The 26,625-nt window shown below is 33.1% G+C and carries 31 protein-coding genes and 1 tRNA gene; 1 reads left to right on the top strand and 31 read right to left on the bottom strand.

Features of this window, described 5'->3' with window-relative positions; translation table 11 throughout:
• Positions 1-86: 86 nt before the first annotated feature.
• The gene (locus ACW9JY_RS05995; RefSeq protein ID WP_457283707.1) at positions 87-1,388 is read right to left on the bottom strand and encodes an FAD-dependent protein; all 1,302 of its coding nucleotides are present in this window, start codon (positions 1,386-1,388) and stop codon (positions 87-89) included.
• Positions 1,389-1,479: 91 nt separating this feature from the next.
• On the opposite strand from ACW9JY_RS05995, the gene ACW9JY_RS06000 reads away from it, so the two are divergent.
• Positions 1,480-1,569 (top strand) — tRNA-Leu (locus ACW9JY_RS06000).
• A 69-nt stretch (positions 1,570-1,638) separates the two neighbouring features.
• Here the strand turns inward: ACW9JY_RS06000 and ACW9JY_RS06005 are convergent.
• The 30 genes from ACW9JY_RS06005 to ACW9JY_RS06150 form a co-directional block, all read right to left on the bottom strand.
• Positions 1,639-2,940, bottom strand: a complete 1,302-nt coding sequence (locus ACW9JY_RS06005) for a hypothetical protein (protein WP_457283708.1) — start codon at positions 2,938-2,940, stop codon at positions 1,639-1,641.
• Between the two features lie 104 nt (positions 2,941-3,044).
• Entirely contained in the window at positions 3,045-4,475 is a 1,431-nt protein-coding gene (locus ACW9JY_RS06010) for a complex I subunit 5 family protein (RefSeq protein ID WP_457283709.1), read from the bottom strand.
• 27 nt (positions 4,476-4,502) lie between these two features.
• Positions 4,503-4,838 (bottom strand): cation:proton antiporter subunit C, encoded by a 336-nt coding sequence (locus ACW9JY_RS06015; protein WP_457283710.1) that lies wholly within the window; start codon positions 4,836-4,838, stop codon positions 4,503-4,505.
• Complete coding sequence (locus ACW9JY_RS06020; protein WP_457283711.1) at positions 4,835-5,524, bottom strand: MnhB domain-containing protein; 690 nt, start codon at positions 5,522-5,524, stop codon at positions 4,835-4,837. The genes ACW9JY_RS06015 and ACW9JY_RS06020 overlap by 4 nt, the downstream gene beginning before the upstream one ends.
• On the bottom strand, positions 5,521-6,297 hold the full coding sequence (locus ACW9JY_RS06025; protein WP_457283712.1) for a Na(+)/H(+) antiporter subunit B: 777 nt from the start codon (positions 6,295-6,297) through the stop codon (positions 5,521-5,523). Before ACW9JY_RS06025 ends, ACW9JY_RS06020 begins: the two co-directional genes overlap by 4 nt.
• On the bottom strand, positions 6,294-6,578 hold the full coding sequence (locus ACW9JY_RS06030) for a monovalent cation/H(+) antiporter subunit G (protein WP_103077762.1): 285 nt from the start codon (positions 6,576-6,578) through the stop codon (positions 6,294-6,296). The genes ACW9JY_RS06025 and ACW9JY_RS06030 overlap by 4 nt, the downstream gene beginning before the upstream one ends.
• Complete coding sequence (locus ACW9JY_RS06035) at positions 6,575-6,790, bottom strand: monovalent cation/H+ antiporter complex subunit F (RefSeq protein ID WP_103077763.1); 216 nt, start codon at positions 6,788-6,790, stop codon at positions 6,575-6,577. Before ACW9JY_RS06035 ends, ACW9JY_RS06030 begins: the two co-directional genes overlap by 4 nt.
• A 38-nt stretch (positions 6,791-6,828) precedes the next feature.
• Positions 6,829-7,251, bottom strand: a complete 423-nt coding sequence (locus ACW9JY_RS06040; protein ID WP_457283713.1) for a Na+/H+ antiporter subunit E — start codon at positions 7,249-7,251, stop codon at positions 6,829-6,831.
• 15 nt (positions 7,252-7,266) lie between these two features.
• Positions 7,267-8,274, bottom strand: coding sequence for a DHH family phosphoesterase (locus ACW9JY_RS06045; RefSeq protein ID WP_103077765.1), 1,008 nt, complete (start codon positions 8,272-8,274; stop codon positions 7,267-7,269).
• A 32-nt stretch (positions 8,275-8,306) separates the two neighbouring features.
• A complete protein-coding gene (locus ACW9JY_RS06050; protein WP_103077766.1) occupies positions 8,307-9,119 on the bottom strand; it encodes a purine-nucleoside phosphorylase in 813 nt (270 codons plus the stop codon).
• A gap of 43 nt (positions 9,120-9,162) precedes the next feature.
• Complete coding sequence (locus ACW9JY_RS06055) at positions 9,163-9,834, bottom strand: metal-dependent transcriptional regulator (protein WP_103077767.1); 672 nt, start codon at positions 9,832-9,834, stop codon at positions 9,163-9,165.
• 3 nt (positions 9,835-9,837) lie between these two features.
• On the bottom strand, positions 9,838-10,878 hold the full coding sequence (locus ACW9JY_RS06060; protein WP_103077768.1) for an HD-GYP domain-containing protein: 1,041 nt from the start codon (positions 10,876-10,878) through the stop codon (positions 9,838-9,840).
• Between the two features lie 23 nt (positions 10,879-10,901).
• Complete coding sequence (locus ACW9JY_RS06065; RefSeq protein WP_457283714.1) at positions 10,902-12,131, bottom strand: M16 family metallopeptidase; 1,230 nt, start codon at positions 12,129-12,131, stop codon at positions 10,902-10,904.
• 401 nt (positions 12,132-12,532) lie between these two features.
• Positions 12,533-14,620: a polyribonucleotide nucleotidyltransferase gene (locus ACW9JY_RS06070; protein WP_457283715.1), complete on the bottom strand. Its 2,088-nt coding sequence runs from the start codon at positions 14,618-14,620 to the stop codon at positions 12,533-12,535.
• A gap of 61 nt (positions 14,621-14,681) precedes the next feature.
• Complete coding sequence (gene rpsO, locus ACW9JY_RS06075; protein WP_103077771.1) at positions 14,682-14,957, bottom strand: 30S ribosomal protein S15; 276 nt, start codon at positions 14,955-14,957, stop codon at positions 14,682-14,684.
• A 98-nt stretch (positions 14,958-15,055) separates the two neighbouring features.
• Positions 15,056-16,078 (bottom strand): thioredoxin-disulfide reductase, encoded by a 1,023-nt coding sequence (gene trxB / locus ACW9JY_RS06080; protein ID WP_457283716.1) that lies wholly within the window; start codon positions 16,076-16,078, stop codon positions 15,056-15,058.
• 22 nt (positions 16,079-16,100) lie between these two features.
• On the bottom strand, positions 16,101-16,772 hold the full coding sequence (pdo, locus tag ACW9JY_RS06085; RefSeq protein WP_457283717.1) for a protein disulfide oxidoreductase: 672 nt from the start codon (positions 16,770-16,772) through the stop codon (positions 16,101-16,103).
• A gap of 72 nt (positions 16,773-16,844) precedes the next feature.
• Positions 16,845-17,366, bottom strand: coding sequence for a hypothetical protein (locus ACW9JY_RS06090; protein ID WP_103077774.1), 522 nt, complete (start codon positions 17,364-17,366; stop codon positions 16,845-16,847).
• Between the two features lie 18 nt (positions 17,367-17,384).
• Positions 17,385-18,314, bottom strand: coding sequence for an SPFH domain-containing protein (locus tag ACW9JY_RS06095; RefSeq protein ID WP_103077775.1), 930 nt, complete (start codon positions 18,312-18,314; stop codon positions 17,385-17,387).
• A gap of 47 nt (positions 18,315-18,361) precedes the next feature.
• Positions 18,362-18,829: an NfeD family protein gene (locus ACW9JY_RS06100; protein WP_103077776.1), complete on the bottom strand. Its 468-nt coding sequence runs from the start codon at positions 18,827-18,829 to the stop codon at positions 18,362-18,364.
• Between the two features lie 21 nt (positions 18,830-18,850).
• A complete protein-coding gene (locus tag ACW9JY_RS06105; RefSeq protein WP_457283718.1) occupies positions 18,851-19,678 on the bottom strand; it encodes an MBL fold metallo-hydrolase in 828 nt (275 codons plus the stop codon).
• Between the two features lie 26 nt (positions 19,679-19,704).
• Entirely contained in the window at positions 19,705-20,154 is a 450-nt protein-coding gene (rplI, locus tag ACW9JY_RS06110) for a 50S ribosomal protein L9 (RefSeq protein ID WP_103077778.1), read from the bottom strand.
• Between the two features lie 114 nt (positions 20,155-20,268).
• Positions 20,269-20,499, bottom strand: a complete 231-nt coding sequence (gene rpsR, locus ACW9JY_RS06115) for a 30S ribosomal protein S18 (protein WP_103077779.1) — start codon at positions 20,497-20,499, stop codon at positions 20,269-20,271.
• An 86-nt stretch (positions 20,500-20,585) separates the two neighbouring features.
• Positions 20,586-21,101: a single-stranded DNA-binding protein gene (locus ACW9JY_RS06120; protein ID WP_103077780.1), complete on the bottom strand. Its 516-nt coding sequence runs from the start codon at positions 21,099-21,101 to the stop codon at positions 20,586-20,588.
• Between the two features lie 22 nt (positions 21,102-21,123).
• On the bottom strand, positions 21,124-21,501 hold the full coding sequence (rpsF, locus tag ACW9JY_RS06125; protein WP_103077781.1) for a 30S ribosomal protein S6: 378 nt from the start codon (positions 21,499-21,501) through the stop codon (positions 21,124-21,126).
• A 114-nt stretch (positions 21,502-21,615) separates the two neighbouring features.
• Positions 21,616-22,965 carry a hypothetical protein gene (locus ACW9JY_RS06130; RefSeq protein WP_457283719.1) on the bottom strand — a complete coding sequence of 450 codons (1,350 nt, stop codon included), beginning with the start codon at positions 22,963-22,965 and terminating at the stop codon, positions 21,616-21,618.
• A gap of 11 nt (positions 22,966-22,976) precedes the next feature.
• Positions 22,977-23,999: a potassium channel family protein gene (locus ACW9JY_RS06135; protein WP_457283720.1), complete on the bottom strand. Its 1,023-nt coding sequence runs from the start codon at positions 23,997-23,999 to the stop codon at positions 22,977-22,979.
• A gap of 64 nt (positions 24,000-24,063) precedes the next feature.
• Positions 24,064-24,534, bottom strand: a complete 471-nt coding sequence (locus ACW9JY_RS06140; protein ID WP_457283721.1) for a biotin/lipoyl-containing protein — start codon at positions 24,532-24,534, stop codon at positions 24,064-24,066.
• A 6-nt stretch (positions 24,535-24,540) separates the two neighbouring features.
• Complete coding sequence (locus ACW9JY_RS06145) at positions 24,541-24,945, bottom strand: OadG family transporter subunit (protein ID WP_457283722.1); 405 nt, start codon at positions 24,943-24,945, stop codon at positions 24,541-24,543.
• 13 nt (positions 24,946-24,958) lie between these two features.
• Positions 24,959-26,515: an acyl-CoA carboxylase subunit beta gene (locus ACW9JY_RS06150; RefSeq protein WP_457283723.1), complete on the bottom strand. Its 1,557-nt coding sequence runs from the start codon at positions 26,513-26,515 to the stop codon at positions 24,959-24,961.
• Between the last annotated feature and the right edge of the window lie 110 nt (positions 26,516-26,625).

The following is a 26,625-nucleotide window of genomic DNA, read 5'->3' on the forward strand; positions in this document are numbered from 1 at the left end:
ACTCAACAAAAAATCTCTGTAATACCTTTTTCATCATCTCTTCAGTCTATTCTATCAACCATATTTGACAAGGAGCCTACAGCCGTTTAAAACTCTTTTGCGATTAGGTATCCATGACTTGTAGCATAGGTTATCGAACGGGTCCATCCGCTACAGTCTCCAATTATTTTTACGTTTCCAAAGAAATCATTGTTTATCTTATTTGCATAAAATTTAACCTCTGCTCCATATAAAAGATTATCGGGGTAAGTAACCCCTTTTACGACTGTTTCTAATCGTTCCAAAAAATCAATTATTGATTCGATAGTACGTCTGGGGAGAGCTAGATTCAAATCTCCCAAAATAAAGTGTTTGGGATCTAATGTTGGTTCGACTCGCCCTAATTTTTTCGTCCTTTTTGAGCCTTTAAAATCTTCGTAACATTGAAGTATAACCTTGTCTCCACCAGCAAGGATATTGGAAAGCTTTGCGATATAAGAACCATAACCTACAGGGTCGTTGAAAGGCTGAGTGAATGAATGAGTAACCAAAATTGCAAAATTAGTGTTGGTAGTCTTTTTGTTAGTGTTAGCATGTCCATTAACCGTTAAAAAGTCATCGTAACTCTCCAAAGTAACCTCTCCGCCAGGATTGTTGCAAAAAGTTCTCACAATATAGCCGGTTTTGGTTTTTAGCCGGATTTTGAATTCGTACATCTCTTTGTTTAGGTACTCCACTATATGATTAGGAAGTTCAAATCTGACACCAAGATCAACCTTATCATTTGATAAGACTAAATCAGGATGATCTTTGACCATATCCGATACTAATTTGTGGCCTCTTCTGCCAACTGCAACAACGACCTTGTCATAGGTTTTTTCAATGCCACTATTTGTTACGACGACAACCTCTGTACCAGGAATAATTTTGATAACTTCCTCACCAAAAATAAAATTAATGTTATTGAATTTTGAAAATTCTTCGAAAATATTTTTTACCGTTTCTATTAGTAACTCTGTACCCAGATGAAAAAAGTGAGATCTTACGGGTTCGAAATCAGCATCGTAGAACTTTTTATATAACTCTTTGTTTTCAAAAGAATCCCCTTTTTCTAATTTATTCGACAGTTCTAATTTTTTATCCTCATCCAATTTGGCCAACCCGGATTTTGTGAGATAATATTCTACTACTTTCTTTTGAATGTTTAATGGGATAGTTAAGTCTCCCCCCATTTCTTTTGAAATGAATAATTTTCCATCGTATTTCAAACCGCCAAATCCTGCACCTTCTAAATTCTCTCCTTTTTCATAAATATCTATATTGTAGTGATTTATCTTTTTCTCTTCTTGCAATCCTTTTAGGAAGCCGATAGATGCTGCGCCAAAACCTATAATAGCCATCTTTTTCATGAAAACTCCCTCCCATTAAACATTTGATATTCTACAAAGGTTCGATTTCTATTGACAAGAGTCTATAAATATAGTATAATAACTTTGAATTGCCGAGGTGGCGGAATTGGCAGACGCGACGGACTCAAAATCCGTTGGGGTGGAGAACCCCGTGCGGGTTCAACTCCCGCCCTCGGCACCAATAAAGGGCATGCCTATGCATGCCCTTTAATCTTTTTTTGTAACCTCATCGCATTTCTAGTGAGGTTCTTCATTGCACAATGAAATCAATTTTTAACTTATTTTCTTCCATTGAACTTACATTTAGTAACAAGCCATACTGGCCTTTCAAATTTGGCACATAATTCTGAAAAATAGGGGTTAAATCGACAAAGGCGTAAGTAACATCCCCGGTTCCAATTCGTTCACTTAATTTTTGAAACAACTCATTTTCTGAAAGCTTTGGTTTACCATTCAGAAGTTTTTGAAGCTCATCCGGTTTTATTTGTGAGACCATCATATATTCGTCTTTCCAAACATAAAAAGTATTAGTTAAAATTTCTGTTTCATCGTTTTGATTTGTGATTTCAGATTCTATATAAAATTCCATCATGTTTTCACTGATCTTTTTGTACTTTATATTATTTTCATTCAAAATAGGTATAATTTCGTCTATTTTAGCGTCAGTTTTCAATTTTAAATAACTTGCATTAGAAATTGTCGGCATTGCATCGTTGCTCGTAGTTAAATCAACGTTAGCCTCTACTCCTTGAGAAAGAGATATTAAATTTTCTACGATTTTGTAATCTACTATAATATTTATGAAATCGGCGTAATTTGTTAAATCTTTTGGGATAAAACCAGAGGTAAAAAATATACTACCCAGGAAGGGATATTCTTGAGCTCCTTTTACAAAGTTTTTATCGATAAATTCTGTTTCTGCAGTTCCATTTCCTCCACCTATTAAGAATCCATCTTTAACGTAAAAATAGCCTTCTCCTTGATAGTCAGAGGTGTTTATTCTGTAATACAACCCCTTTTTTGTGGGAAGAATCTCTTCAAAATCAGTAACCCCTTTTTCAGAAGAAGAATATACCTCTTTATTTTGAATCATTACAAGATAATTTTGATTTCCAATACTTTGATAGATAGGGGTAAAAGAAATTCCGTAATCTTTCAAAGGTTCTAATAATTTATCCAAATCTGAGGCAAAAGTTTGGGGATTTTCTAAAGGGCCAACGGAAAAACCGAAAATATAATTATTTTCTTTGGGTTCTTGAACGAAAATCGAAAGGTCAACATTGAGATTACTTAGAAAACTTTCGTAATCTATTTTTAAAGCGTTAAAATACATTTGAGCAAGATTAGAAATCATTAGTTCTGCGTTAAATGGTTCTAGCAATAAAGTTTTCATAGTTGGTACAGTTTTTAAATCTGTGTATGTGCCTTCTAAATCATTTATTAAGACTACTGCTTTTGAATCTGAAGGGACTAATTTTAAAACGTCTTGAGGAAAAATTGTGATACTAAAAATGAAAATTACTAATAAAAAAGAAAATAAGAATTTTTTCATAATTTACATCGTGCGATAATACGCACATTACCTCCTTTGATTTATTTTTTGATATTATCCATATTATTTTATCATAAATTTCCAAAATAATTGAAAACTTTTGTCTACATTTCTATTAGCAAAGCAAGCAATAAAAACGATATTTGATAGATAAAACTGTTTTCAAAACTGTATATATCTATTGGAGGCAAACTTACCTTTTTTCTTAACAATATGAACGATAGAATTCCTGCAGAAAAGAGTAAATATCCATTCATTATTTTTAAGATAGATAGGTCAGAAGCGATAATCTTGAAATAATAAGTTATATATACAACGTTTAAAATTGCGAAGAAGAACATATACCAGTACTTGTATTCAAATTTTTTCTTCTTCACTTTAAAGGTGCTTAATAATTTATAAAAGTACATTCCGAAGATAAAAATGTTTATCTCTAAAAAATAGGATAAAGATAAATTATCCTTGAAGATATAAAGGCTAAAGGGGAACAATCCTCCTAGGTTCATGAGCAAGAAAAAAAGCAAAAAAAATGTATCTAAGGATATTTGTGAATCTTGTAGTTCTTTTAGATTTTTTGTACCGTTTTTCTCGTATATATCTTCGGCTATCATGAATAAAAATCCTTTGGTGAACATATGAAAGACTATAAAATATGGAAAAAGAGAAGGTTGGATTAGAATAACCATCAGTCCATAACTCATCTGAGTCATTGTAGAATAAGCCATAAATTTTTTGATATCGTATTGTAGCAACGTAAATATGGATGCTAAAATAGCAGTTATACCTGCGAAATAGTACAGAAAATTTTTAAGTTCATTTGGTAAAGATGGTGTGAGTAAATAAATTATAAATAAAGGAAGTTTAACGATCATACCTGATAATATAGGAGAGATTCCTTTTACAGCCTCTGTGTGGGCATCGGGTAACCATCCAGAAAGAAAAAATAGTCCACCTTTAGTTAACAACCCTGTTAGGATAAAACTGAAAGCAAAGGTATTAATTCCATTTAGAAGGTTGTAATTTAGATTCAAGGTGCCTGAATTTGAATAAAGAATCCCTACCCCTATCAAATAGAAATTTAAGGCTACTAGGCTCATCATCATGTACTTCAAAGCTGCCCATATTCTTATTTCGTTCTTATCATATGATAATAAAAGAAAGGTTAATATAGAAGCTAGCTCCAAATGAACGTATAAGTTGAAAAAATCTCTACTCATAAAGAAACCATTTACACTTCCTGTCAATAGAAGCCAAAGTGAGAAAAACACATGATCATAATTTTTATAGATTCTAAAAAAGGTTATTAAAGAGAAAAGATTGAATAAAATAAGTAAGAACTTAATAGTAAAGTCGAAGGTGAATTCGATCCCTTTAAGTGCGGAATAGTTTCCTATTACAAATGAACCTTCTTGAAAAATAGTAAGAAATAAGAAAGTTATTATATACGAAATTGACACCAGTAAGGTGGTTTTTCTTTTAAAAATATAAGTCAGTATGCCAAAAGATATGGGTATTAAGGATACAAGTAGAATCATGCTTTGCTCCTGTTCTTCTGAGATTTTTTATTTTTTCTTGACTTTCTTTTCAATTTCGTCAACTTCAAGGGTCTTGAATTTGGAAGATAATATCATTGCAAAAACTAACATTAATGCCAAATTTGCAAATCCAATTACTATAACGGTAAGTAGAAAAGAATGTATGAGTGGGTCTGCGTAACTTTTTAAATGTGTCGTAATAATAGGTGAATTTTCATCGTAAGCCAAAAGAACAAAGAAGAGAACAATTCCTTCTTGGAAAACTCCAAGGTTAATAAATATTAAGATAAGATCTTTTTTTACAATAATTCCAAATAAGCCAATAAGTATTATTGATAAGGTCAGGATATAGAAAATATTCATAATAGCCCCTTATGTTTTAAAAATCTATACAGAATAGTCCATGAACCACCAAAAACTTCGAAATAAATTAAAAAGTTTAGTAAAATGGCAGACCCTCCGCTAGCAAGTTCCCCGGGATATCCGTTTAGATGAAAATTAGAGAAAATAGAATCTCCCCAAGTATATCCTAATAAACCATATATTATTATGAATAAAGGAACCAACATTTTTAACTTCTCGATTTTAGATTTTACAAACAAGTTTTCTATTTCATCTGTTGGTCTTACCAAGGAGACAGCAAGAAAACCTGTTCCTAAAATAGTCCCTGCAGCAAAACCACCACCAGGGGCTATATGTCCGGTTATCGCAATATAAAGAGAGATTAAAACTATTATTTGAAAAATTATTGGTGTTATAACCTTTATGATTGGTGTATCGTATATTATCTGTTGGTCATCTGAAGCAACCGTTGGAATTTTCCCTATAAATTCGGAAATGCCAATGATTACCACCGTAAAAACTAGTATTTCAAAAAAAGTGTCGTATATCCTATAATCAAGAACAATAGCAGAAACCATATTAGTTGATCCATTTTCGGTAAGGATTTCAAAAGGTTCATAGAAACTTTTCATATCTCCAATTTTTAAATTTAATGCAAGAATGAAGAAAATTATTATTGTCAAGGTTAAAACAATGCACTTTTTCAACCTATGTACCTCCTGACAAGGTTTTCATAGTATGCGTTGTCACTTTTTATTTCTTCCAAAAATTTATTGAAGTCCCTTGCTAAAGATTTATCTCTTCTATAAAAGATTATCTTGTAACTAGTATCTTTAATAATTTCTATCTTTTTTGATAGTAACGTTTCTTCTCCCATCACCATTTTTCGGAATCTTACCGCATCAATTATGAAATCATCATTCAAATTTTCAAAGTTTTTTGAGTTTAAGTTTGACATAAAAATTCCTAAACAAGTTTTGTCAGGTTGGCCAACAGCGTATAATTTTGATAATAAAATACCTTTGGAAGATATTATGTTTTCAAAATTATTATCTTCTAAAATTATTCCTCCAGCCAGAATTTCTCCGTGGTCGTTTATGTTACTCATAGGATCTTCAGCATCAACTTTTATAAAATCGGCATCCAATCCTTTTCTTTCCAAAAATTCTTTGATCAGTTCGTACTCAAATCCGTATAAATTTCCTTCTTTTTCCTCTATCATATAAGGTGTTTCGATGTAATAGACCTTTACCTCAGCGGTCTTTTTTATGGCAATTAAATATATAAAAATAATAAAAGCAGCACCAATGGTTATTTCAACAAAAGCTACATCCGGCGCATTCAGAAGAAAAAATAATACAGAAGTAGCTACAGAAAAAACTCCGTAGCCTATGACCACGTTAACATAGCTTTTCTGTGATAATATGTACAATGAAAGAACGATTAAACTTAAAAACAAAAAAATTATAGAATAACTCACTTGATTTTTCTGCCCACCTTTTCACCTGATTTTGCAGCGTGATAAGCAATTATTGAAGAGATAGCGGGATTTAAAACTAGAATGAGGATAGATAATATGAGTAATCTTGCCATGTTTTCTGGATATTTGAGCATCAGTGAGATTATAACGGAGATTATTCCTACTGTGTCTGCTATCCCGATTGCTTGAATTTTAGAATAGAAATCCTCCATAGTAAACAATCCTAAAGATCCTGCAAAAAGAAATATAATTCCTATTCCCATTAAAATATTGGCAATCATCTTTTATTACCTCCTCTTTCCAGGTAAGCGGATACTATCAAAACACCCCAGATGTTAAGAATTAAGAATATAATTATAACGTCTAAAAGAAACGATTGATCAGAGGCAAGGGAAAAAACTAACATCAGTATGACCGCTTTTGAAGAAAACGAAGAATAGGAAAGTACCTTTTCCCATTTTGATTTTGTCAATATCAGCTTAATCAAAATCATAGAAAGAGATATAAGGATGAAAATTTCTAATATATGTATCAGATTATATCATCCTTCCAAATATTATCTGCCCTATGAGCTTCTTCAGGGTTTGAAGAAACTTTGTGAACGATTAGTTTACCATCTTCTTCATATAAAACAAGTGTTTTAGGAGTTAATGAGATGGAATTTGCTATTGCAGCTTTTTCAAAATCGGATTTCCCTTTAACGTCTATATGCGATAAACCGGAGTACTTTTTTAAGAGTATCAAGGGTAAAAAAGAAAAGGCATTTTTGTACATTTTTAAAAGGCTACCCAAACTGTACGACAATATTTGTATCGTCCCATAAGTAGTGTTTTTAAAAAACAGGTTGGTGGTTCTAATTGTGATGATAACAACAAAAACTCCCAAAATTAAGGAAAGATCAGAAAAATCGTTAATTAGAACACTCCAAATTGTAAATAAAAAGATGTATGCCATATAAAACCACTTGCCTTATTGATAGGCTAAGTTACGACTGAGATTTCCAATCGTTTTAGATATATAACCGACAATTTCTTCCATTGTTTGTTTTATATCGTTTGTTTCAATTGAAAATCCAGCTGCTCGTGGATGACCGCCGCCACCATAATTAAGGGCGATCTTGGATACATCTGCCCACTTTTTGGATCTTAATGAAACATGATAAGAATCTTTTTCATATTCTTGAAATACAATAGCAATCTCAACGCCTCTTATGGATCTAAGATTTTCCACAAAAGAAGGCGAATCTTTTGGTAAAATGTTGTATTTGGAAAGCATATCCAGGGATAATAAAGAGTAAGCAATTTGGCCATTTAAGGCAAGTTTAAGATTGGAAATGACGTCTTTGTACAAATAGATCTGCTCTAATGGTATGTTATCTAATATGGTATTTGAAATATCGTTGATATTTGCTCCTTTTTCAATCAATTCAGTGACATCTTTGAAAACTAAAACGTCAGCATTTTGATATTTAAAGAAGCCGGTATCGGTTGCTATTCCCAACAAATTCATTGTGGCTAGTTCTTTGTCGTATTCAACATTTAAAGAACTTAATATTCTATAGACCATTTGAGCGGTTGAAGCCATCTTGGGGTCTACCCAGTTCAAATTTCCAAAATATGTATTTGTTACGTGGTGATCGATTAAAAGGACATGAAAAGCATTTAAAAATTTTTCAATTCTTCCTATTCTATCCGGTGAAGAACAGTCTAAAATTACCATAATATCGTAATTTTTATAAATTGTTTCTTCAATATCTTCGAACTTTTTGATCTTCGATTTAACCAAAGGGAATTGTAAAAGATATTCGGGAATTTCATCGTCGATGACGGCCGTCACATTTTTTCCCAATTTTTCTAATCCTAATGTCATCGATACTAAACTACTAACGTCATCTCCATCCGGGAGTATATGGCCTACTATCAAAATATTATCATTCTTACTTATTTCTTCTACGATATCTTTTAGGTTTTCGGACAACTTTTTTCCTCCATTCTTTTTAATGGTTTTCATTAAAATAATTTAATAGCGTTGTATACAACCTTTTCAAACTTTTCCTTTATTTTTTCAGTTATTCTAAGGACTTCTTCATGTCTTAAAGGTTGTGGGAGAATACCAGCAGCCATATTCGTAACAGCGGAAAATGAGATAACTTTTAAACCGACATGATTCGCCGCCATCACTTCTGGTAAGGTTGACATACCCACCAGGTCTGCTTCATACTTATCAAACATTCTAATTTCAGAAGGGGTTTCATAAGATGGACCCAAAGTCCATAAATAAGTCCCCTCTTTGAGTTCTATATTATCTTTCTTACATTTTTCAATAACGGTTTTCACCCATTTTTTGTCAACAGGATCAACTAAAGAAGGAAATCTTGGACCAAAATTCTCTAAATTAGGGCCTCTTAAAGGATTTTTGAATGTAAAATTGATGAAATCGACATCTACCACTATATCACCAGGAGAAAAAGTTCTGTTTATTCCTCCGGCTGCATTGGTTATTATCAAGCCTTTAACGCCTAAATTCTTCATCACATAAATAGGGAAAACAATATCTCTTAGTTCAATCCCTTCATAGGCGTGAAATCGTCCTTTTAATATGATGACAGGGATACCCTCTATGGTACCTATCACTAAAGATCCTTCATGCCCTACTACAGTTGATTGTGGGAAGAAAGGAATGTCTTTGTACTCAATCACCTTTGGATTTTCTACTTGATCCGCGATGTATCCAAGGCCAGAGCCTAATATTAATCCTAAAATTGGTTTTATTTCTGTACTTTCCTTAATGAATTGAGAAGCTTTTTCGATTTTGGTGGTCATATGTACCTCCTTAGGGCAAAAAATAAATTTAAAGATTTAAACCTTAATTTAGATTTCCTATTATTATATGCTTTGATTCATGTGACGTAAGGTTGATTACTTTTTCATTAACCAAAATTTCGATCATGTCATCGGTTTTCTTAATTACTTTTAGAGTTAAACCAGGATATATGCCTTTGTCCATTATGTTTTTTCTTAACGTAGAATCTCCTGAAATATCGTGTATTCTTGCAACTTCGGAAACATTCAAATCCCAGAGAGAAGTTTTGAAGTCATGAGGCATTTTCTTTTTATAATTTGAAATAAATTTCTTCGCTTCAGTTAACTCTATTGGGTTTCTTTTAAGGAATAACATCAATCCATCTAAAGAAATATAAAAATTATCATTCATGTGGTGCTCGATACCACAAGATAAGCTGTATGCTTCTTCTTTTGAAAGTCCTAAGACGTTGACAAAAAAATCTATAAGAATTATGTATCTTCTATAAACCTTTTCGGCGTTAAGCAAGCCTTTTTCCGTTAGTTTTACATAACCGTACCGTTCATGTTTAACATAACCATATTTTTCTAGTTTTCTAATGGCTTCAACTGAGGAAGCATCTTTTACCGACAATATTCGTGAAATATCTCTTACTCTTGGTATTTTTCCGTCGATATGTAAAATATAAATCGCTCTCAAATAATTTTCGAGGCTTTCTGAGATATTTTCAGCCAATATTTACTCTCCTTTTTTCAGTACTTCTCTGATGAACAAACCAGTTTCCATTCCCGTTTCAATTGTTTCCCCATCACATTCCACTATTGGAAAAGATGAAGTTTTCCCCTTCTTGACAACGGTAGCCTTCTTGCCGTTGTTTAAAATAACTTGGCTTCCTGTTGGGTACAACCCAACTATTGAAAAGAAAACACTTACATAATACGGATCAAAAATTAATCCCGAGTATCTTAAGAGAAAACTCATTGCATCGTATGGGGAGTTCCCTATTTCTATGTAGGAATCGTAGGCGTCTCCTATTTGTAATATTCTTACCAAGGGACTTATAGCGTTCTCTTTTAATCTCATAAAAATACCAGTTCCGTCGTAGCGTTCGTGGTGGGTAGAAATAGCATCTACAATTTCTTTTCCTATATTTTTTTGAATATTTTTTAATGTTTCATAAGCGGATACAATATGAGATCTGACCGTTACATCTTCTAGGTCTATATAATCAAATATCACTCTTTTTCCTATCAAGCTGTATCCAATGTCATGGAGCAAACACGTTTTTACAAGAGAGTCGAAGAATACATCTGGCATATTCAATTTTGAAGCAATTATAGAGGCAATAATCGATGTATTTATAGAATGAGAATTTAAAGCTTCGTTTCCTAGGGCATGGAATAAATTTAGTACGACGTCTTCAGTTTTTAAAAATTTCTTATAAATATCTTCGGCGAGGGAATCCAATTCTGAAGGATCATCCTTTAAATACGTTATATCTTTTACGAATTCAAAATGTTGATGCCATTCATTATATGTTTCCTCTTCTACAATAGGGGGAATATTTTCAAACTCTATGGAAATTTTTTCTTCAATCTTTTTTTCAATAAAATCATTTTCATCGTAAACATTTATGGTCTTTATGCCGTGACTTCTTAACCTGTTAATGTCAGTTGATTTTAAGACCGTTCCTTTTGGAATTAACAAAAGAGATTCTTTAAAAACATCTTCTGCAACTATTTGACCGGGTTTTAATTCATAAAAAGGGATTTTTTTCATAAAGAACACCCACCTTCAGGATTTTATTGATTGTTCGGTGAAAGTATCGAAACATATTTATTGTTAGAAAAAATATTGTTTGCCGTTTCAATAACGTTATGAATTTCAACCTTCTCTATATTTTTTATAAATTCTTCTATCGTCATGATTTTACCATAATTTACATACAAATCTAAAATATTTAGGGCCATAGATAAATTATTTTCTACCTCTAGAGTCAATTTACCGATTAATCTATTTTTCCCGTAATTGAACCATTTTTCGATTTCTTTATTATTCTTGAGATCATCTACAACTTCCTGTATTTTTCCGAGTAGATTTTCTAGGTTTTTATCGGTTGTTGCCGCATAAAATAATAGCAAACCAGCTTTCGGATAAGTTTCATAATCAGATGTGACTTCGTAAGCTAAACCTTCTTCTTCTCTAATTTTTGAAAATAGCAGGGAACTCATTCCACTTCCCAGGAAGGTATTGAGTACTAGTGTAGAGTAATAAGATTTATCTAATTTAGAAGGTGCTTTAAATCCTTGAACTAAATAATTGCTAGCTAAATCATTTTTGTATTTTTTGATGAAGATTTCTTTGTCAACTACCGAAGGACTGGTGATGTTATTTTTAGAAGAGTTCAAATTTGCAATGCTCTTTATTTGGTTGAGTTGTTTCAATACCGAATCCTCATCGAACTTTCCTGATATTATGACTACAGTGTTTTCTGGTTGATAGTATTTGTAGTGGAATTCTTCTATTGTTGTTTTCTTTATATTCATCACGGAATCTTTGTATCCCATTATAGGTCTTGAAAAGTTGTCATCGTATATATTTTTGTATAAGTTTTCAAATACAATGTTTATTGGTTCATCTTCATATGAAGAGATTTCTTCTAATATTATACCTTTTTCTTTTTCTATGTCTTCTTCTTTGAATAAAGGTTCATAAAGGATCTCTGACATGATTTCTAGTGTTTCATTTACTTTTAGAGAAGGTATCTTTGCAAAAAATACTGTGAAATTCTTTGAAGTGAAGGCATTTAAGACACCACCTACTTCTTCAATTGGTTGTTTAATTTCGAAGGTGTTTTTTCTTTTAGTTGCTCGAAAAGAAACATGTTCAATGAGATGAGATAATCCTGCATTTTCTTTTGTCTCTTTTGAGGAACCTACTTTCACACAAAAAAGTACGGACGCACTCATCATAGAATCCCTGTTAATAAGAATTACATCTAAACCATTGTCTAATATTTTATGAGTATACAAAGTTGGTTTTACCTCCATGTGCTAAAGAGTTTAAAATCATTTTTCTTAAATATTTTGTTTAAAAAAACACCAAATTTACGATATTTAATTATACCATAACATTATCAATTATATCTAACATATAATACAAACAATTGGATGGATGATTGTCCTAAGTAAGAATTTCGAAATTGGCTGTAAAGTTTTTCTCTGATTTTGGATTATAAAATAAGTATTAAAATTATTAGACATTTTAGGAATAAATGAGAGGAGAAACGAGGCAAAAACGCAAGAACTTTTTTATCCTTATGGGTATGGGGCGGGGAAAGGGTTGCTTTATATAAATTTTAGAATTTCTAAAGATAATATTTATGTATAATATTAATAAAAACATGCGGTTAAAAAGCCGCACGTTTGATTTTTTAATTTCCTTCTTTTAATTGCTTTAATTGGAATTTTCCTTGATCTTCAACCTTCATTACTTCAACTTTAACCTTATCACCAATTTTAAAGGTTTCAAGTTTGTCTTTCAAATTGGATACATGTAACATCCCAACCTTGCCTGGTAACACTTCTACAAATATACCGTACTTTTCGATCCTTTTCACTGTACCTTCAAAAATTCCACCTTTTTCTACTTCTGCGATTAAATTTTGAATATGCTTAATAGCTTTATCAACTTTGTTTGAATCTTGTCCGGTTATTTTGACTTTTCCATCATCTTCTATGTAAACTTCGACATTGTATAGTTCACTGATTTCTTTAATATTTTTCCCTCCGGGTCCAATTACTTCTCCTATTTTTGAAACGGGTATTTTGAACACTTTCATTATAGGAACGTATGGTGACAGCTCTTTGCGGGGTTGAGGGATAGTTTCATACATCTTATCCAAAATCTTTAACCTCGCTATTTTTGCTTTTTCTAAGGCCTTTTGAAGAACTTCTTTATTAACCTGGCTGGTTTTAACATCCATTTGAAAAGCTGTTATACCATCTCTAGTTCCTGCTACTTTAAAATCCATATCTCCGAGGTGATCCTCCATCCCTAAAATATCTGTTAAAACTACAAACTCATCGTTTTCAAAGATCAAACCCATGGCAATACCTGCCACATGTTTGTGGATAGGTACACCTGCATCCATTAAAGCCAAGGAAGCAGAACATACGCTAGCCATCGATGAAGAACCGTTAGATTCTAAAATATCTGAAACGACTCTAATAGTATAAGGAAACTCCTCATCGTTTGGGATAAGGTTTTTATGTGCCCTTTCTGCCAAATGTCCGTGGCCAATTTCTCTTCTGCTAACTCCTCTAAGCCTTTTTACTTCACCGGTTGAGAAAGGCGGAAAATTATAATGGAGCATAAATCTCTTTTCTTCGTCGCTGAATATAGTGTCAATAATTTGAACATCCAAAGGGGCACCTAATGTAACAGTTCCAAGAGATTGAGTTTCCCCTCTGGTAAAAAGTGCAGAACCGTGCACTCTCGGTATTAGTCCTACTTCACAGGTGATATCTCTAATTTCATCACAAGTTCTTCCATCGACTCTTTTGTTCTCGTTAATTATCATCTTTCTCATCGATTCTTGAAGTTTTTCTTCAAAAGCATTTTCTAAGAAACGTTTTTTATCTTCAAAAAAGGCAACACTCCATTTTTCCAAAAATTTTTCTTCAAATTTTTTCATTACGTTCTTTTTATACTCTGATATGGCTTTATCCCTATTTTTTTTACCTTTTGTGAGCAGTACATTTTTTAATGCTTCTTCGTCTATGAGTGAGAGGTAATCTTCAATAAATTCCCCTGGAACTACTTCTTTTTGAACTTCCCATTTTTCAATGTTAAATTCTGAAAGAAACTCTTCTTCAATTGATATAATTTCTTTTATCTTTTCCTGTGCAAACATCAGGGCGTCGACCATCTCTTCCTCGGAAACTTCAAGTGATTCACCTTCTACCATTGTAACTGCATCTTTGGTTCCAGCAACGACCATATCGATTTTAGAATTTTTTAGTTGTTCTTGGTTTGGGAAGGCAACAAACTGTCCATCAACGTATCCTATCCTTACTCCGGCAACAATACCATTAAATGGGATAGGTGAAAGATTCAAGGCTAATGAAGCACCTGTTATACCCCATGTTTCAATACTGTCGTCATTCAGCATGGAAAATACCGTAGTTATTACTTGAACCTCATTGAAGAAATTCTCGGGGAACAAAGGTCTAATCGGTCTATCGATAAGTCTTGCAGCTAATATAGCTTCATCACTTGGCTTTCCTTCCCTTTTTATAAAACCTCCTGGAATTTTACCAACTGCGTAGAATTTTTCCTGAAATTCCACGGTTAACGGGAAAAAGTCCTGACCTCTTACTGCTTCTTCCGAAGCGTCTGCTGTAACTAATATAGTTGACTCGTTAAAAGTCAGCATCACAGAACCAAGAGATTGTTTGGCAACTTTACCATGTTCAATACGTAATTTTCTTCCAAACAGTTCTTTTTCCAATACTTTCATTCTCACACCTCCATTATAAAAACAAAACGGAGCTTATGCCCCGCTTTTTGAAAATTTGTTATCAACCTCTTATACCTAATTTATTGATAATCTCTTGATAAACTAAGGGTTTGCTTTTTCTCAAATATTTGAGCATCTTTCTTCTTTTCCCTACCATCATCATCAATCCACGTCTACTATGGTAATCTTTTGGGTGTTGTTTCAAATGTTCCGTTAAATGTTTGATTCTAGCAGAAAGTAGAGCTATTTGCACTTCTACAGAACCAGTATCTTTGTCGTTGATTTTAAATTCCTCAATAAGCTCTTCTTTTTTTTCGGGGTCCAATCCTCTAGACATCTTTTCTATAACCTCCTGCAATCTATTCCTTTAACCAAGTAAAGGGGTTACGCCCTGAACTGAGTTAAAGGTACTGAATATATTATACAATTATATCTTCATTTTGTCAAATCTATCGATTGAGTTGATTGTGCCTGATCTTCGTTGATGTATTCCCGAATTGCGTGCGAAGCAGCTATAGCTCCATCGGATACCGCGGTTACAATTTGTCTGAGCTCCTTTTTTCTTACATCTCCTACTGCATAAATACCTTTAACTTTTGTTTCCATATTCTCGTCTGTAATTAAGAAACCATATTCGTCAAAATCGAAAAGATCTGTGTTTAAAAAGCTTGTTTCTGGAACTAATCCAATGAAAACAAAAACTCCATCGAAAGGCTCTTCGTACACTTCACCACTTTTTAGATTTTTAATGACCAAACTTTCGACCTTATCTTTGCCTTTAATTTCTTCAACGACTGAATTCCATTTGAATTTTATGTTATTACGAGAAAAGGCTCTATCTTGATAAAGTTTATCTGCTCTAAGTTTTTCTCTTCTGTGAATTATATAAACTTCTTTAGCTATGTTTGATAAATAAACCGCTTCCTCTACAGCTGTATTTCCTCCTCCCACGACGGCAACTTTTTTATTCTTAAAAAAATGGCCATCGCACGAGGCACAATAAGAAACGCCTCTGGAAGAAAATTCCTCTTCACCTTTAACTCCCAATTTTCGAGGGTTAGATCCGCTTGCTATTATTATTGCTTTTGATTTGATTGTTTTTCCGTTTTCCATAACAACTGTTTTATTGGAGCCTTCATCCTTATCTGACGTGAGGCCATCTATCAATTCTATTACCTTTCCATCATAGAATTCGGCTCCGAAGTGCTCTGCATGATCTTTCATTAAAGAGGAGAGTTCTTCACCTTTTATCGTTTTAAATCCCGGATAATTTTCTATAATATCTGTTAAATTCATTTGGCCACCTTCAATTGCTTTTTCAATTACAAGGGCAGAAGCTCCACCCTGTAAGGCATATATAGCAGCTGAAATTCCAGCCGGACCGCCACCGATTATTACAATGTCGTATTCTTGTTTTATTTCCGATTTTTTGTTGACCCCTTCAACGTTAAAAAACATCTGAGAACCTCCTTCAACTGTGTTATTCAACAGCTTTTAAAACTTCTTCCACAAAACTATTTTCAGGATAGGCTCCCACAAACTCACCTTTTTTTACCCATTCTTCGTTTTCTTTTACTTCTATCACTGTGTGTGGGACGGAACTGACACCATATTCAAAAGATATTCGATCGAATTCGTTAGCTTCTATCATTTCCCCTGTTATATTAGGGTTTAACATAGCTGCTTGGTGAGCCGCAAAAACAGCCCTAGGACAGTATGGGCAAGTTGGAGTCACAAAAACTCTGATTCTCATCTTTTTATCTATCTGCGATAGTTTTTCTTTATTTTCGTCGCTGAAAGAGTTCACACTATTATTAGAAACAGCTATGATATTTTGAAGAAGGGTAGTGAACTCATAGCCCGAAGGGATCCCGTAATATCGAATTCCGTAATCGTTCCCTTCACTATCTAATATTAGTATAGCCGGTATTAAATCTTTTTCAATATCGTACTTGTTAACTTCTTCAGAATCAGAATGGTAGATGTCAACCTTTATTCTTTCATCTAATTCCTTGAGCTCTCCAAGTAACTGTTCAACTATTTCTGAGTATTCTCCGTCATTTTTGATCAAGAGTATTTGAACGGGTTCTGTCAATTCCTCTAAAATCTCTTTTACCTTATTTTGTGTTTCTTTGTCCATCAATTTTTCCATATTTTAAAAACCTCCATCTAATTTAGTATTGTATATACCCTATATAGGTATATTAACATATTTTGATTTAATCTAATTTAAAATTCTATATGTTTTGTTAATTTTTGATGATTTAACAATCGTTGTAAAAAATAAAAGGATCGCTGGTATTATTATTATCATCGGATTTAATATTATGGGGACTGACAAAAATAGTTTATCCATGAAATAATAAAAAGATACGGCAAAAAGAAACGCCTCAACTCCTCTCGTTAAGATTTTCTTTGAGAGAAAATTACTGAAATATGTTTTTTTTGAATAACCGAAAGAGAGAATCGTTATTTTAAACCTTTCATGATATTTTTTAGTAGCTGCGTCAAACGATCTAAGATAAAATAAGAACAAGATAAAAAATACAATTATTTCCATTAATATCGTTAAATCATTTAAATACTTCAAATAAAAACATACGAGCAAAAATGATGTCAAGCCGTATATGTTAAAATAATCTACGAAATGATAGGGTTCTTTATTTTTCATGATCAGAAATTTAATAACAGCAAAGGCTATTAAAAAGCTAATTGCATTGATAAACAATGACTTTAATAATACCATAAAAATTACCTCAGAGATTTATTCTTTATTTTCTGGATTGCTATCAGAGATTGTATCGTTTTTCGAAATGTCTGCCATAGCAGCTACAGAACTCAATATTCCTGAAATTTCATAAGGCATGAAGACCTTTGTTGATTTTCCGTCTGATATTGCTTTTAATGCCTCAAAATATCTTATTGTTATTAAATCTTTTGTAGGATTACCCTTATGGATTGAGTTGAAAACTTTAAGGATTGCTTCGGCTTCTCCATCTGCTTCGATACTCAATTTATACTTTTGGGCGTCTGCTTTTTTCTTAACGGCTTCTGCTTCACCTTCTGCTTTTAGTATCGCGGCATTTCTATCACCTTCCGCTTTGGTAATTTCTGATTGTTTGTACCCTTCAGCCTCTAAGATCACAGCTCTTTTCATTCTTTCTGCTTTCATTTGTTTGCTCATTGCATCCATAATGTCTTGAGGCGGATCGATCTTTTTAATCTCTACTCTGGTGATTCTTACTCCCCATTTATCGGTGGCTTCATCTAATACTTCTCTGAGTTTTGTGTTGATTCTTTCCCTAGAGGTTAATGTTTGGTCTAATTCTAATTCGCCGATGACGTTCCTTAAATTTGTTTGAGCTAATTTAACAGCAGCAGATGTAAAATCTCCAACGTTGTAAACTACTCTATAAGCATCAGTTACCTCATAATATATAACAGCATCAACAGTAACTATAACGTTATCCCTAGTGATAACCTCTTGAGGTGGAACGTCGATTACCATTTCTCTTAAATCTACTTTGGTTATTCTTTCTATGAAAGGCATGATGAAATTTAATCCAGAATCAACCTGTCTATGAAACTTCCCTAATCTTTCTACCAAACCTTTTTCGTAAGGACGTATAATTTTCAAACTCATTGCTGCAATAAAAATCAAAAACAAAACTACTATTATCAATATTACCAACATTATTCTCCCCACCTTTCTTTTTCAAATTGTGTCCACCAAAAAACATTCTATTCCTCGATGTCTTTTTTTTGATTATTTTCAAAGGCTTTGATTTTTTTTATATATACAAAATTAGCGCTTTTTTTTGTTATTATAACATCATCGCCCACATTAAAATAGTTTTCTTCATCTTCCGGATACGCTCTCCATTCGTCGCCTTTTATTTTAACGATGATTCTTCCTTTATCATCAATCTTATCAACCTTAGCTTTCATACCAACAAATTGATCTTGATAAGGTTTTATAGTAGAAGAACCTTTGTACATATTTTGTACAATTTTTCTTGTTGAGATCCACAACAAAAAAGAAACGATTAAGAATATTAGCAAATTTAAAACAACCGATGAAATAAATAAAGATGTAATAGCTGCTATTCCAGCTCCTATGGCGAACCATAGAAAGAAAAAAGATGGAAGTATAGCTTCAGCCACCGCAAAAATTATTGCAAAAATAACCCACACACCCCATTGACCCATAATTATCACCTCATATTTAATTTAGATTTTGAAAACTCTTTCTGGGTGGACGATATTTATTTGTATATTCGGAAATTCTTCATTCAATTCTTCTTTGGCCCACTTAATTTTACTGTTGTACCTACTTGAGACATGGTATATAATAACTCTTTTAGGCTTGGAGATGTTTATTAATTTTTTTAATTCTGATAGAGAGGTATGGTTTCTAATTTTTCTGTCACTTTCATCAAAAAAGGTACATTCATGAATTAACGTTCCACAATCTTTTGCGAAATTGGGTGGAATAGGTAGGGAATCTCCGCTTATAGTTAGTATGTTGGCAATATAATTTTCTAAGATATCTTCTTTTTTATTAATTATTAGATCTTTTATTTCTGATTCTTTTAGTTCTCTATACTCTTGTTTTAGTCTTTTTCTTTGTTCCAAAATTTGGTAACCAAAAGAGACTTCTCCAGGGGTGTGTCTTGTTTTAAAGGGTTTTATAAATCTTTTGTTGTTTAGAGGGATCGTATCCGATAACGTTATTTCCGTAAAATTTATTTCGTATCTTAATCTTCTATTCATTTTACCTATAAAGTTTAAATACTCAGTAATATTTTCCGATCCCTTTGGATAGTAAATTGCTAGTTTTTTATTTCTGTTCCCCATAGCGTTATTACGAGTATTAACGATTCCCCACAATCCAGCTATATGGTCTACGTGGGAGTGTGTTAAAATAATCTTTTCGATTCCATATATTTTGTTTCCTAACTCTGCACTAACACCTTCACCTGCATCGAAAAGTATTCTATCTGGCTTATAAAAAACCCAAGTCGTATACAATGCCTTTGATCTTATTAAAAACTCCAACTATCACAACTCCCATTGTAATTTTGTTAGTTTTCTGATTTTATTTCTACCTTTATTTCTCCTCTCACACCTTGAGGAAGTTTCACTTTTAAAGTGTGAGTTCCTAATTCTTTTATGTTTACCTTTTCATCAAACCAAGTTTTTTCAAACTTTTCACCGAGTAATTCTTCTATTTTCTCGGATATGTCTTGAGCTGTTACAGCACCAAAAAGCTTGCCTTTTTCTCCAGATTTTGCTTTTATTTCTATTTTTGTATCTTTTAATTTTTCTAAAATTTCTTCGCTTCTTTTCTTTAGATTTTCCTTCTTCTTGTCTTCTATTTTTTTGCTTTCCTTGATGTGCTTTATATAACCGTCGGTTGCTTCAACAGCCAAATTCTTTGGAATCAGATAATTCCTTGCGTATCCATCAGAAACTTCTTTTATTTCACCTTTTTTCCCTAATTTTGCCACATCTTCTAATAACAATACTTTCATCTGTAAAAACACCCCTTTATACAATTTTATCATAATTAGGTAAAAAACACATCTTCAAAAAAAATAGATAGAGGAATCCCTCTATCTATTGTATTTGCGATGTAAATTGTCGCCTCACTCGTTCACATAAGGAACCAACATCATTTTTCTAGCACGATGAATCGCTCTTCGAACCATTCTTTGATGTTTGGCACAATTTCCATTGATCCTTTTTGGAAGGATTTTTCCCTTATCGTTCATAAACTCTTTCAATTTTCTCACATCTTTGTAATCAATATATTCAACGTTATCTCTGCATAATTTGCATTTTTTTACTTTCTTTCTTTCCCTTTTAACGTAAGCCATCCTATTTAAAACCTCCGTTTTCCCAATTGTTATTTTCTTTCCCGTTACTATTTTTATTAAAAACTTACTTTTAAATTTTCTTCAGATCAAATAGGTTTATCATCTGAAGAAAGATGGTTTTCAAGATCACTAAAGCTTTCTTCTAAAAGCTCATCGTTCTCGAGTATAGCGCCATCATCTATTTCTTCAATCGGATCGGTATCTGAAACTCTATCTTTATCGAAAAATCCCTCTTCTACTGTAATGTCCATGTCAGAAAATTCGTTAGCCTGTTCAGCCTTTTTTGTTTCCATAAAATTCATTCTATTCGCCCAAATTTCTGCAGTTTCTCTTTTAATATTATCTCTATCTGTCCATTGATTGATATGAAGTGATCCTTCCACCAGGATCAACTTCCCTTTTTTTAAATAGTTTGATGCAAAATCCGCTTGTTTACCAAAAGCCACAATTCTTATGAAATCTGTACCATCTTGATTATTTGAAGTACGTCTATCAACAGCTAAATGAAAGTTTGCAACGTTATTTCCATTCATAGTAGAACGTATCTCTGGATCTCTCGTTAATCTCCCAACCAAAATAACTTTGTTATAAGAAATAGACATAAAAAACACTTCCTAATTTTCGTTAAATTTCTTCAGAAGTTTCTGGCTCTTCTACTTTTATTTTTGCTTCTTTTTGAGTTTTTCTTACTTTTTTCTCAAGATCTTCTCTTCTAATCGTTTGGAACCTAAAAATCTCTTGGTTAACTTTAAAAAGATCATCCAGTTGGTTAACCTTTTCTGGATCAGCTTTGTATATGATGTAAGTGTAATCTCCTTCTGTAAATTTACCTTTTTGAGTCCTATAGGCTAATTTTCTTACACCCCATCTCGTGAACTCTTCGACTTCACCTTCCAGTTGGCCTTCTATCCAACCTCTCACCTTTTCTGCCAAAGCATTTCTTTCCTCTTCAGGAATGTCTGTTCTAACGACAAACATTGTTTCGTAGTATCTTTTTCCCATTTTATACCTCCTCCTATGGTCTTAGGCCTCTGAACTTATCAGAAGCAGGATTTTTTCATGTGCAATTATAACAGAAAATATAAGTAAGGTTATTGTTTTTATTTAAAAATTATATTAAAATTCTATACCAAATCCAAAGTTTAGTTTTAAAATATTTTCATCTTCACTTGAAGGTTCGAAAGTCTCTTCATCTTTATCGAATTCTAATTTGTTTTGTATTACTCCCATATCAGCTGATATGTTAAACTCTAGATTGTTAAAATAGAAGTTTGTTGCTATGGTATACACATATCGTTTTTCCAAAAGTGGCTCATCCAAAAGGTAGGTACCTTCCTCTGGAGCGGTTTTCTTGGTTGGAGATTTGCTTCCAGAAAACACGGTTTCAAAAGAAGAATAAAGGTTGAACCAGTTATTGTACGTATAATCATAGTCAACCATGAGAGAAACCGTGTTTTCACCGTATTTATATCCGATGTAGTTATCTGTGTACTCTATAATCTTCATAATCTTCTCATTATCATTATTATAATAATAATAATAATAATAATAAATACTTTCCGGATAGATAGTGTAACCTGGCCCGCCTCCTGGTTGAAAAGTGTATTGGGTTGCAAAAGCACCGTAAACACCAAAAGTTCCTAAGTTGCTTGTTAGGTTTAATCCTGAAGAAAAGGCTACTTTGTCAGGATTTTGTCTGTCATGCGGGTTGAAGAACCTGTTGGTGTTGAAATCATCTACTAATAGTTGAGAGTAAATATAGTAATTAGAGTCCTTGTAATCAAAGAAGAATCCCATTATCGAGTTATCGTTTATTTTTTCCGACCAAGGCATATCATTCCCTGATGCTCTGCTTTCTTGAGCAAAATATGCAGGCATAGGATTTAAAAAGTAAAAAAAGTCAAAAGCCCTGTTGTAAACGAGTGCATCTTGATAACCCACCCTGAAATTGCCAAATTTCAATCCATACGTTTTGTAATTCATGGCTTTAGAGGTATCCTCAAAATATTTGTTATTTGGACTTACCAATTGAACCCACATGGTTTCAAAAAAGAAATGTTCATCTTCATAACCTACATCTAAATTGACAAGAGGAATCTTATTGGAAGAAAAGAACAATGAATAAGGAGAATTTACCTCATCTTTTAGTTGCTTTATACCACCACTCAACTCAAGGGTTTGATCGTCGTTTCTAAGGGTGATATAACTATTTTCAATCAAAAAATAATGATCCCAATAATAATCTGACTCATAAAAATAATATTTATCATCGTTGTAGAAGGCTAACCCGCTTGTGATATCAAAGTTTGGAGTGTAATTGTATAATTTTATACCTATCCTGTCAGTGAAGGTTTCTTCATCGTAATTATCGTATGTTCCTTGAAAGTCAAGTTCTAAATTTATTGAAAATCCAAGTGAAAAAAGTAAAAGAATCGTTAAAGTGGGAAACAAAGTTTTTTTGTACATTTTATACCCCCTCAGCCTAACTGATAACTTTCTTGCTCAACTATCTCCCGTAATCTTTTGATTTTAGAATCTTCCCCCAGTACTATTATCACGTCTCCTTCTTCTATTATTGTATTTGCCTTAGGATTAAATATGCTGTTATTATCCTTTTTTCTTACGGCTATCACTATCATTTCCACCTTGTCGGGTAAGGCTATTTCTTTAAGGGATTTACCGTTTATCCAAGAGTTTTTTGGTATATCGACCTCTTCTAGCTGTAAATCCTTTTCAGGTGTATGAATGATCGTTTCAAGAAATGATACAATGTTAGGCCGGGTTGCCATATAGGCTAATCTATTACCGGAGATTTCTGATTCAAGAACGATCTTGTTGATCCCGGCATAAGATAGTTTCTTCACCGATTCTGGGTCGTTGACTTTTGAAATAATGTTGATTTTAGGTACTATACTTTTCACCGTTAAAGCAACAAACAAGTTATCCACATCGGAAGGTAGGGTTAATATGATACTATCGGCTCTTTTGACCCCAACTTCTTCCAGCACCGTTTCATTTTTTGCATCACCGATAAAATATGGAATTTCCGCATTTATTTCTTTCAGGAATTGTTGGACTCTCTCTTCTGATTTGTCCAATAGGACAAAATCTTTTTTCTCTTTCAGCATATTTAGGCAGACAAAAAATCCAGTTTTACCGGCTCCTACAACAATATAATGATTATTCATACCGTTTATTTTTTTCATCCTTTTTCTTACCTCCAAAACATTTCTCATCTCACCCTCAACAATGAAGGAGGTTAGGGTTGAAAGAGAGTATAAAACTACCGTTATTCCGGAGAAAATCAATGTTGCTGTAAATATTTGTGAAACTCTTGACAAATCGGCAGGTAAACTATATCCAACGGTACTTAATGTGATTATAGTAAAAAATAAAGAGTCTAGAAAATTCCAATCTTCCAGTACCATATACCCTACCGTTCCAGTAAAGACTATAAGAACAAAAATTATAATGGATATTACAAATCGTCTTATTTTCAAAGCGAGAGTTTCACTCATTTGATCGAGACACGTGCCCCCTTTCACGATGAAGAATTAATAGTTTTTACCTTATGATCATTAATGTTTGGTCACCTTCAACGCTGTCTCCTCTTTTTACCAAAATTTTTTCAACTACACCATCATTTTCAGCGGGTATTTCATTTTCCATCTTCATTGCTTCTATTACAATAAGCTTATCTCCAGCTTTAACGCTCTGTCCTTCTTTCACATTTATTTCGTTAATTACTCCTGGAAGAGGAGCTTTGACCTCATAACCCGAGTCTGTTTCTCTTTTAGTTGATTCCTCGGGGATCTTTTCTTCGTCAACTTTTTGTTTTTTCGTAGGTTTCTTCTTGGTCTTTTTTTCGATTTTTTTGTCAGAAACAGGTTTGAGAGTCTCACTAAATTGTTCTCTTTTAGAGGTTCTTTCTTCTGTTTCTTTTATTTTTGCTTCGTTAATATTTTCAGAGCCTATTTCCTCAACTTCAACCTCATAGGTTTTGTTGTTTATAGTAACTTTGAATTTTCTTTTCAATTTACTTTACCTCCACCTTTTTTTGTAATAAGGTCTCCAAGAAATAGAAGGTTCATGTTTCATCCACCTTGTTTTAATTTGCCTTTTTGATTCTAACTCTTTGTTTGGAACTTCTTTAATACTTTCAATTTTGAATTCTTTATGAGTAAGATAAGTAGTTATAGCTGAAACGATAGCAAAAAGTTCTTCTTCATCTCTTTTATCTCTTTTTTCATGGTTTTCAATTCTTTTAACTTGTGGTGGCTTTATGTACTCTTTTTGAGGTTTTTCTAAACTTGATTTACCCGGTAAATTATTACTATTTTTACTTTTAAAGAAAAAGCGAAAAAGCCAAATAATTGTCATTAAAATTATTAGCAATAAAAAAACTATAGATATTCCCATTAACGCAATAAACCATACCTTTTTCATAATTAACCCTCCATCATAAAGGAATATTTCCATGTTTTTTAGATGGAGTTGGTTTTACCTTTGAGTAAGCTATAGAAAGAGATGCGGATAATTTTTTTCTTGTTTCGATGGGTTCTATAACATCTTCTATATAGCCCCTTGAGGCTGCTTCAAAGGGATTTGCAAACCGCTCCTTGTATTCTTCGACACGTTTTTTTCTCGTTTCTTCAGGATTTTCTGAACTTTCAATTTCTTTAGCAAAGATAATGTTTGCTGCTCCTTCGGATCCCATAACAGCTATTTCCGCAGTTGGGTATGCAAACACAAAATCAGAGCCCAAATGTTGTGAAGCCATTGCAATATATGCTCCACCATAGGCTTTTCTTAAAATTACTGTGATCATTGGAACGGTGGATTCAGAATAAGCATACAAAAGCTTTGCTCCATGTCGGATTATTCCTCCATGTTCTTGAGATACACCCGGTAAATATCCAGGTGTGTCAACAAAGGTTATAATAGGTATATTAAAAGAATCACAGAATCTTATAAATCTGGCTGCTTTATCGGAAGCATCGATATCGAGTGAACCTGCCAAAATTTTTGGTTGGTTGGCTATAATCCCCACGGATTTTCCTTCCAATCTTGCAAAGCCTACGACAATATTTTTGGCAAAATGAGGATGAATTTCGAAGAAGGTACCTGGATCAAATACTAATTTGATTAAATCTTTTACATCGTAACTTTTTTTCGGGTTTGGTGAAACTATTTCGTTTATTTCTTCAGGTAATTCGTAGCTTTTATCGTAATCAGTGGGTTCTACAGGATCCATATTGTTTGAAGGTATATAAGAAAGTAGCTTTCTGACAAGTTCCATGGCTTCCTCATCGTCTTTTGCCAAAAGGTGGGCAACGCCACTTTTTGAGTTATGAATCTTTGCTCCTCCCAGATTTTCTTTATCAATGTTTTCTCCAGTCACAGTTTTTATAACCTGGGGACCAGTGATAAACATTTGAGAAGTTTGATCCACCATAATTACGAAATCAGTTATCGCCGGAGAATAAACCGCCCCTCCTGCACACGGGCCAGCTATAACGGTTATTTGTGGGATTACACCAGAAGCCTGGGTGTTTCTATAAAAGATTCCACCGTAACCATATAAGGCATCAACCGCTTCCTGTATTCTAGCTCCACCAGAGTCGTTTATTCCGATTAAAGGAATGCCGTATTTCATTGCCAAATCTTGTAATTTCATTATTTTCTTTGCATGCATTTCTCCAAGGGATCCACCTTGAATGGTGAAATCTTGAGAAAAAATAGCAACTTTTTTGCCTTTGATCTCTCCAAATCCTGTAACAACTCCATCGTATGGAAACTCTTTTTTATCTAAACCGAAGTATGTGCATCTATGTTTAACCAACATATCGATTTCTTCAAAAGTACCTTCATCTACAAGAGCTTCTATTCTTTCACGGGCTGTTAACTTACCCGTTTTATGTTGTTTTTCTATTCTCTCTTCTCCTCCTCCAACAAGAAGGGATTCTTTCTTTTTTCTCAACTCTTCTATTTTTTGAATTAATTCTTCATCTGGCATATATAAAGCCTCCTTATTTGCGATATTTACTGCTTTTAGAAACTCTAAAATCTTTTTTAGCACCCCTTTGCCCCGTAGCCCACCCCTTTAAGGAAGGGGCCGAAGGTCCC

This window comes from Petrotoga sp. DB-2, assembly GCF_054051725.1.

What these genes read in the sequence shown, in the direction of transcription:
- ACW9JY_RS05995 (WP_457283707.1), bottom strand. Translation starts at nt 1,388, where the DNA reads ATGAAAAAGATGGCTATTATAGGTTTTGGCGCAGCATCTATCGGCTTC.
- ACW9JY_RS06005 (WP_457283708.1), bottom strand. Translation starts at nt 2,940, where the DNA reads ATGAAAAAATTCTTATTTTCTTTTTTATTAGTAATTTTCATTTTTAGT.
- ACW9JY_RS06010 (WP_457283709.1), bottom strand. Translation starts at nt 4,475, where the DNA reads ATGATTCTACTTGTATCCTTAATACCCATATCTTTTGGCATACTGACT.
- ACW9JY_RS06015 (WP_457283710.1), bottom strand. Translation starts at nt 4,838, where the DNA reads ATGAATATTTTCTATATCCTGACCTTATCAATAATACTTATTGGCTTA.
- ACW9JY_RS06030 (WP_103077762.1), bottom strand. Translation starts at nt 6,578, where the DNA reads ATGATTGCCAATATTTTAATGGGAATAGGAATTATATTTCTTTTTGCA.
- ACW9JY_RS06035 (WP_103077763.1), bottom strand. Translation starts at nt 6,790, where the DNA reads ATGATTTTGATTAAGCTGATATTGACAAAATCAAAATGGGAAAAGGTA.
- ACW9JY_RS06040 (WP_457283713.1), bottom strand. Translation starts at nt 7,251, where the DNA reads ATGGCATACATCTTTTTATTTACAATTTGGAGTGTTCTAATTAACGAT.
- ACW9JY_RS06050 (WP_103077766.1), bottom strand. Translation starts at nt 9,119, where the DNA reads ATGACCACCAAAATCGAAAAAGCTTCTCAATTCATTAAGGAAAGTACA.
- ACW9JY_RS06060 (WP_103077768.1), bottom strand. Translation starts at nt 10,878, where the DNA reads ATGAAAAAAATCCCTTTTTATGAATTAAAACCCGGTCAAATAGTTGCA.
- ACW9JY_RS06070 (WP_457283715.1), bottom strand. Translation starts at nt 14,620, where the DNA reads ATGAAAGTATTGGAAAAAGAACTGTTTGGAAGAAAATTACGTATTGAA.
- rpsO (WP_103077771.1), bottom strand. Translation starts at nt 14,957, where the DNA reads ATGTCTAGAGGATTGGACCCCGAAAAAAAAGAAGAGCTTATTGAGGAA.
- trxB (WP_457283716.1), bottom strand. Translation starts at nt 16,078, where the DNA reads ATGTTTTTTAACGTTGAAGGGGTCAACAAAAAATCGGAAATAAAACAA.
- pdo (WP_457283717.1), bottom strand. Translation starts at nt 16,772, where the DNA reads ATGGAAAAATTGATGGACAAAGAAACACAAAATAAGGTAAAAGAGATT.
- ACW9JY_RS06090 (WP_103077774.1), bottom strand. Translation starts at nt 17,366, where the DNA reads ATGGTATTATTAAAGTCATTGTTTATCAATGCAATTAGCTTTTTAATA.
- ACW9JY_RS06095 (WP_103077775.1), bottom strand. Translation starts at nt 18,314, where the DNA reads ATGTTGGTAATATTGATAATAGTAGTTTTGTTTTTGATTTTTATTGCA.
- ACW9JY_RS06100 (WP_103077776.1), bottom strand. Translation starts at nt 18,829, where the DNA reads ATGGGTCAATGGGGTGTGTGGGTTATTTTTGCAATAATTTTTGCGGTG.
- rplI (WP_103077778.1), bottom strand. Translation starts at nt 20,154, where the DNA reads ATGAAAGTATTGTTATTAGAAGATGTGGCAAAATTAGGGAAAAAAGGT.
- rpsR (WP_103077779.1), bottom strand. Translation starts at nt 20,499, where the DNA reads ATGGCTTACGTTAAAAGGGAAAGAAAGAAAGTAAAAAAATGCAAATTA.
- ACW9JY_RS06120 (WP_103077780.1), bottom strand. Translation starts at nt 21,101, where the DNA reads ATGTCTATTTCTTATAACAAAGTTATTTTGGTTGGGAGATTAACGAGA.
- rpsF (WP_103077781.1), bottom strand. Translation starts at nt 21,501, where the DNA reads ATGGGAAAAAGATACTACGAAACAATGTTTGTCGTTAGAACAGACATT.
- ACW9JY_RS06130 (WP_457283719.1), bottom strand. Translation starts at nt 22,965, where the DNA reads ATGTACAAAAAAACTTTGTTTCCCACTTTAACGATTCTTTTACTTTTT.
- ACW9JY_RS06145 (WP_457283722.1), bottom strand. Translation starts at nt 24,945, where the DNA reads ATGAAAAAGGTATGGTTTATTGCGTTAATGGGAATATCTATAGTTTTT.
- ACW9JY_RS06150 (WP_457283723.1), bottom strand. Translation starts at nt 26,515, where the DNA reads ATGCCAGATGAAGAATTAATTCAAAAAATAGAAGAGTTGAGAAAAAAG.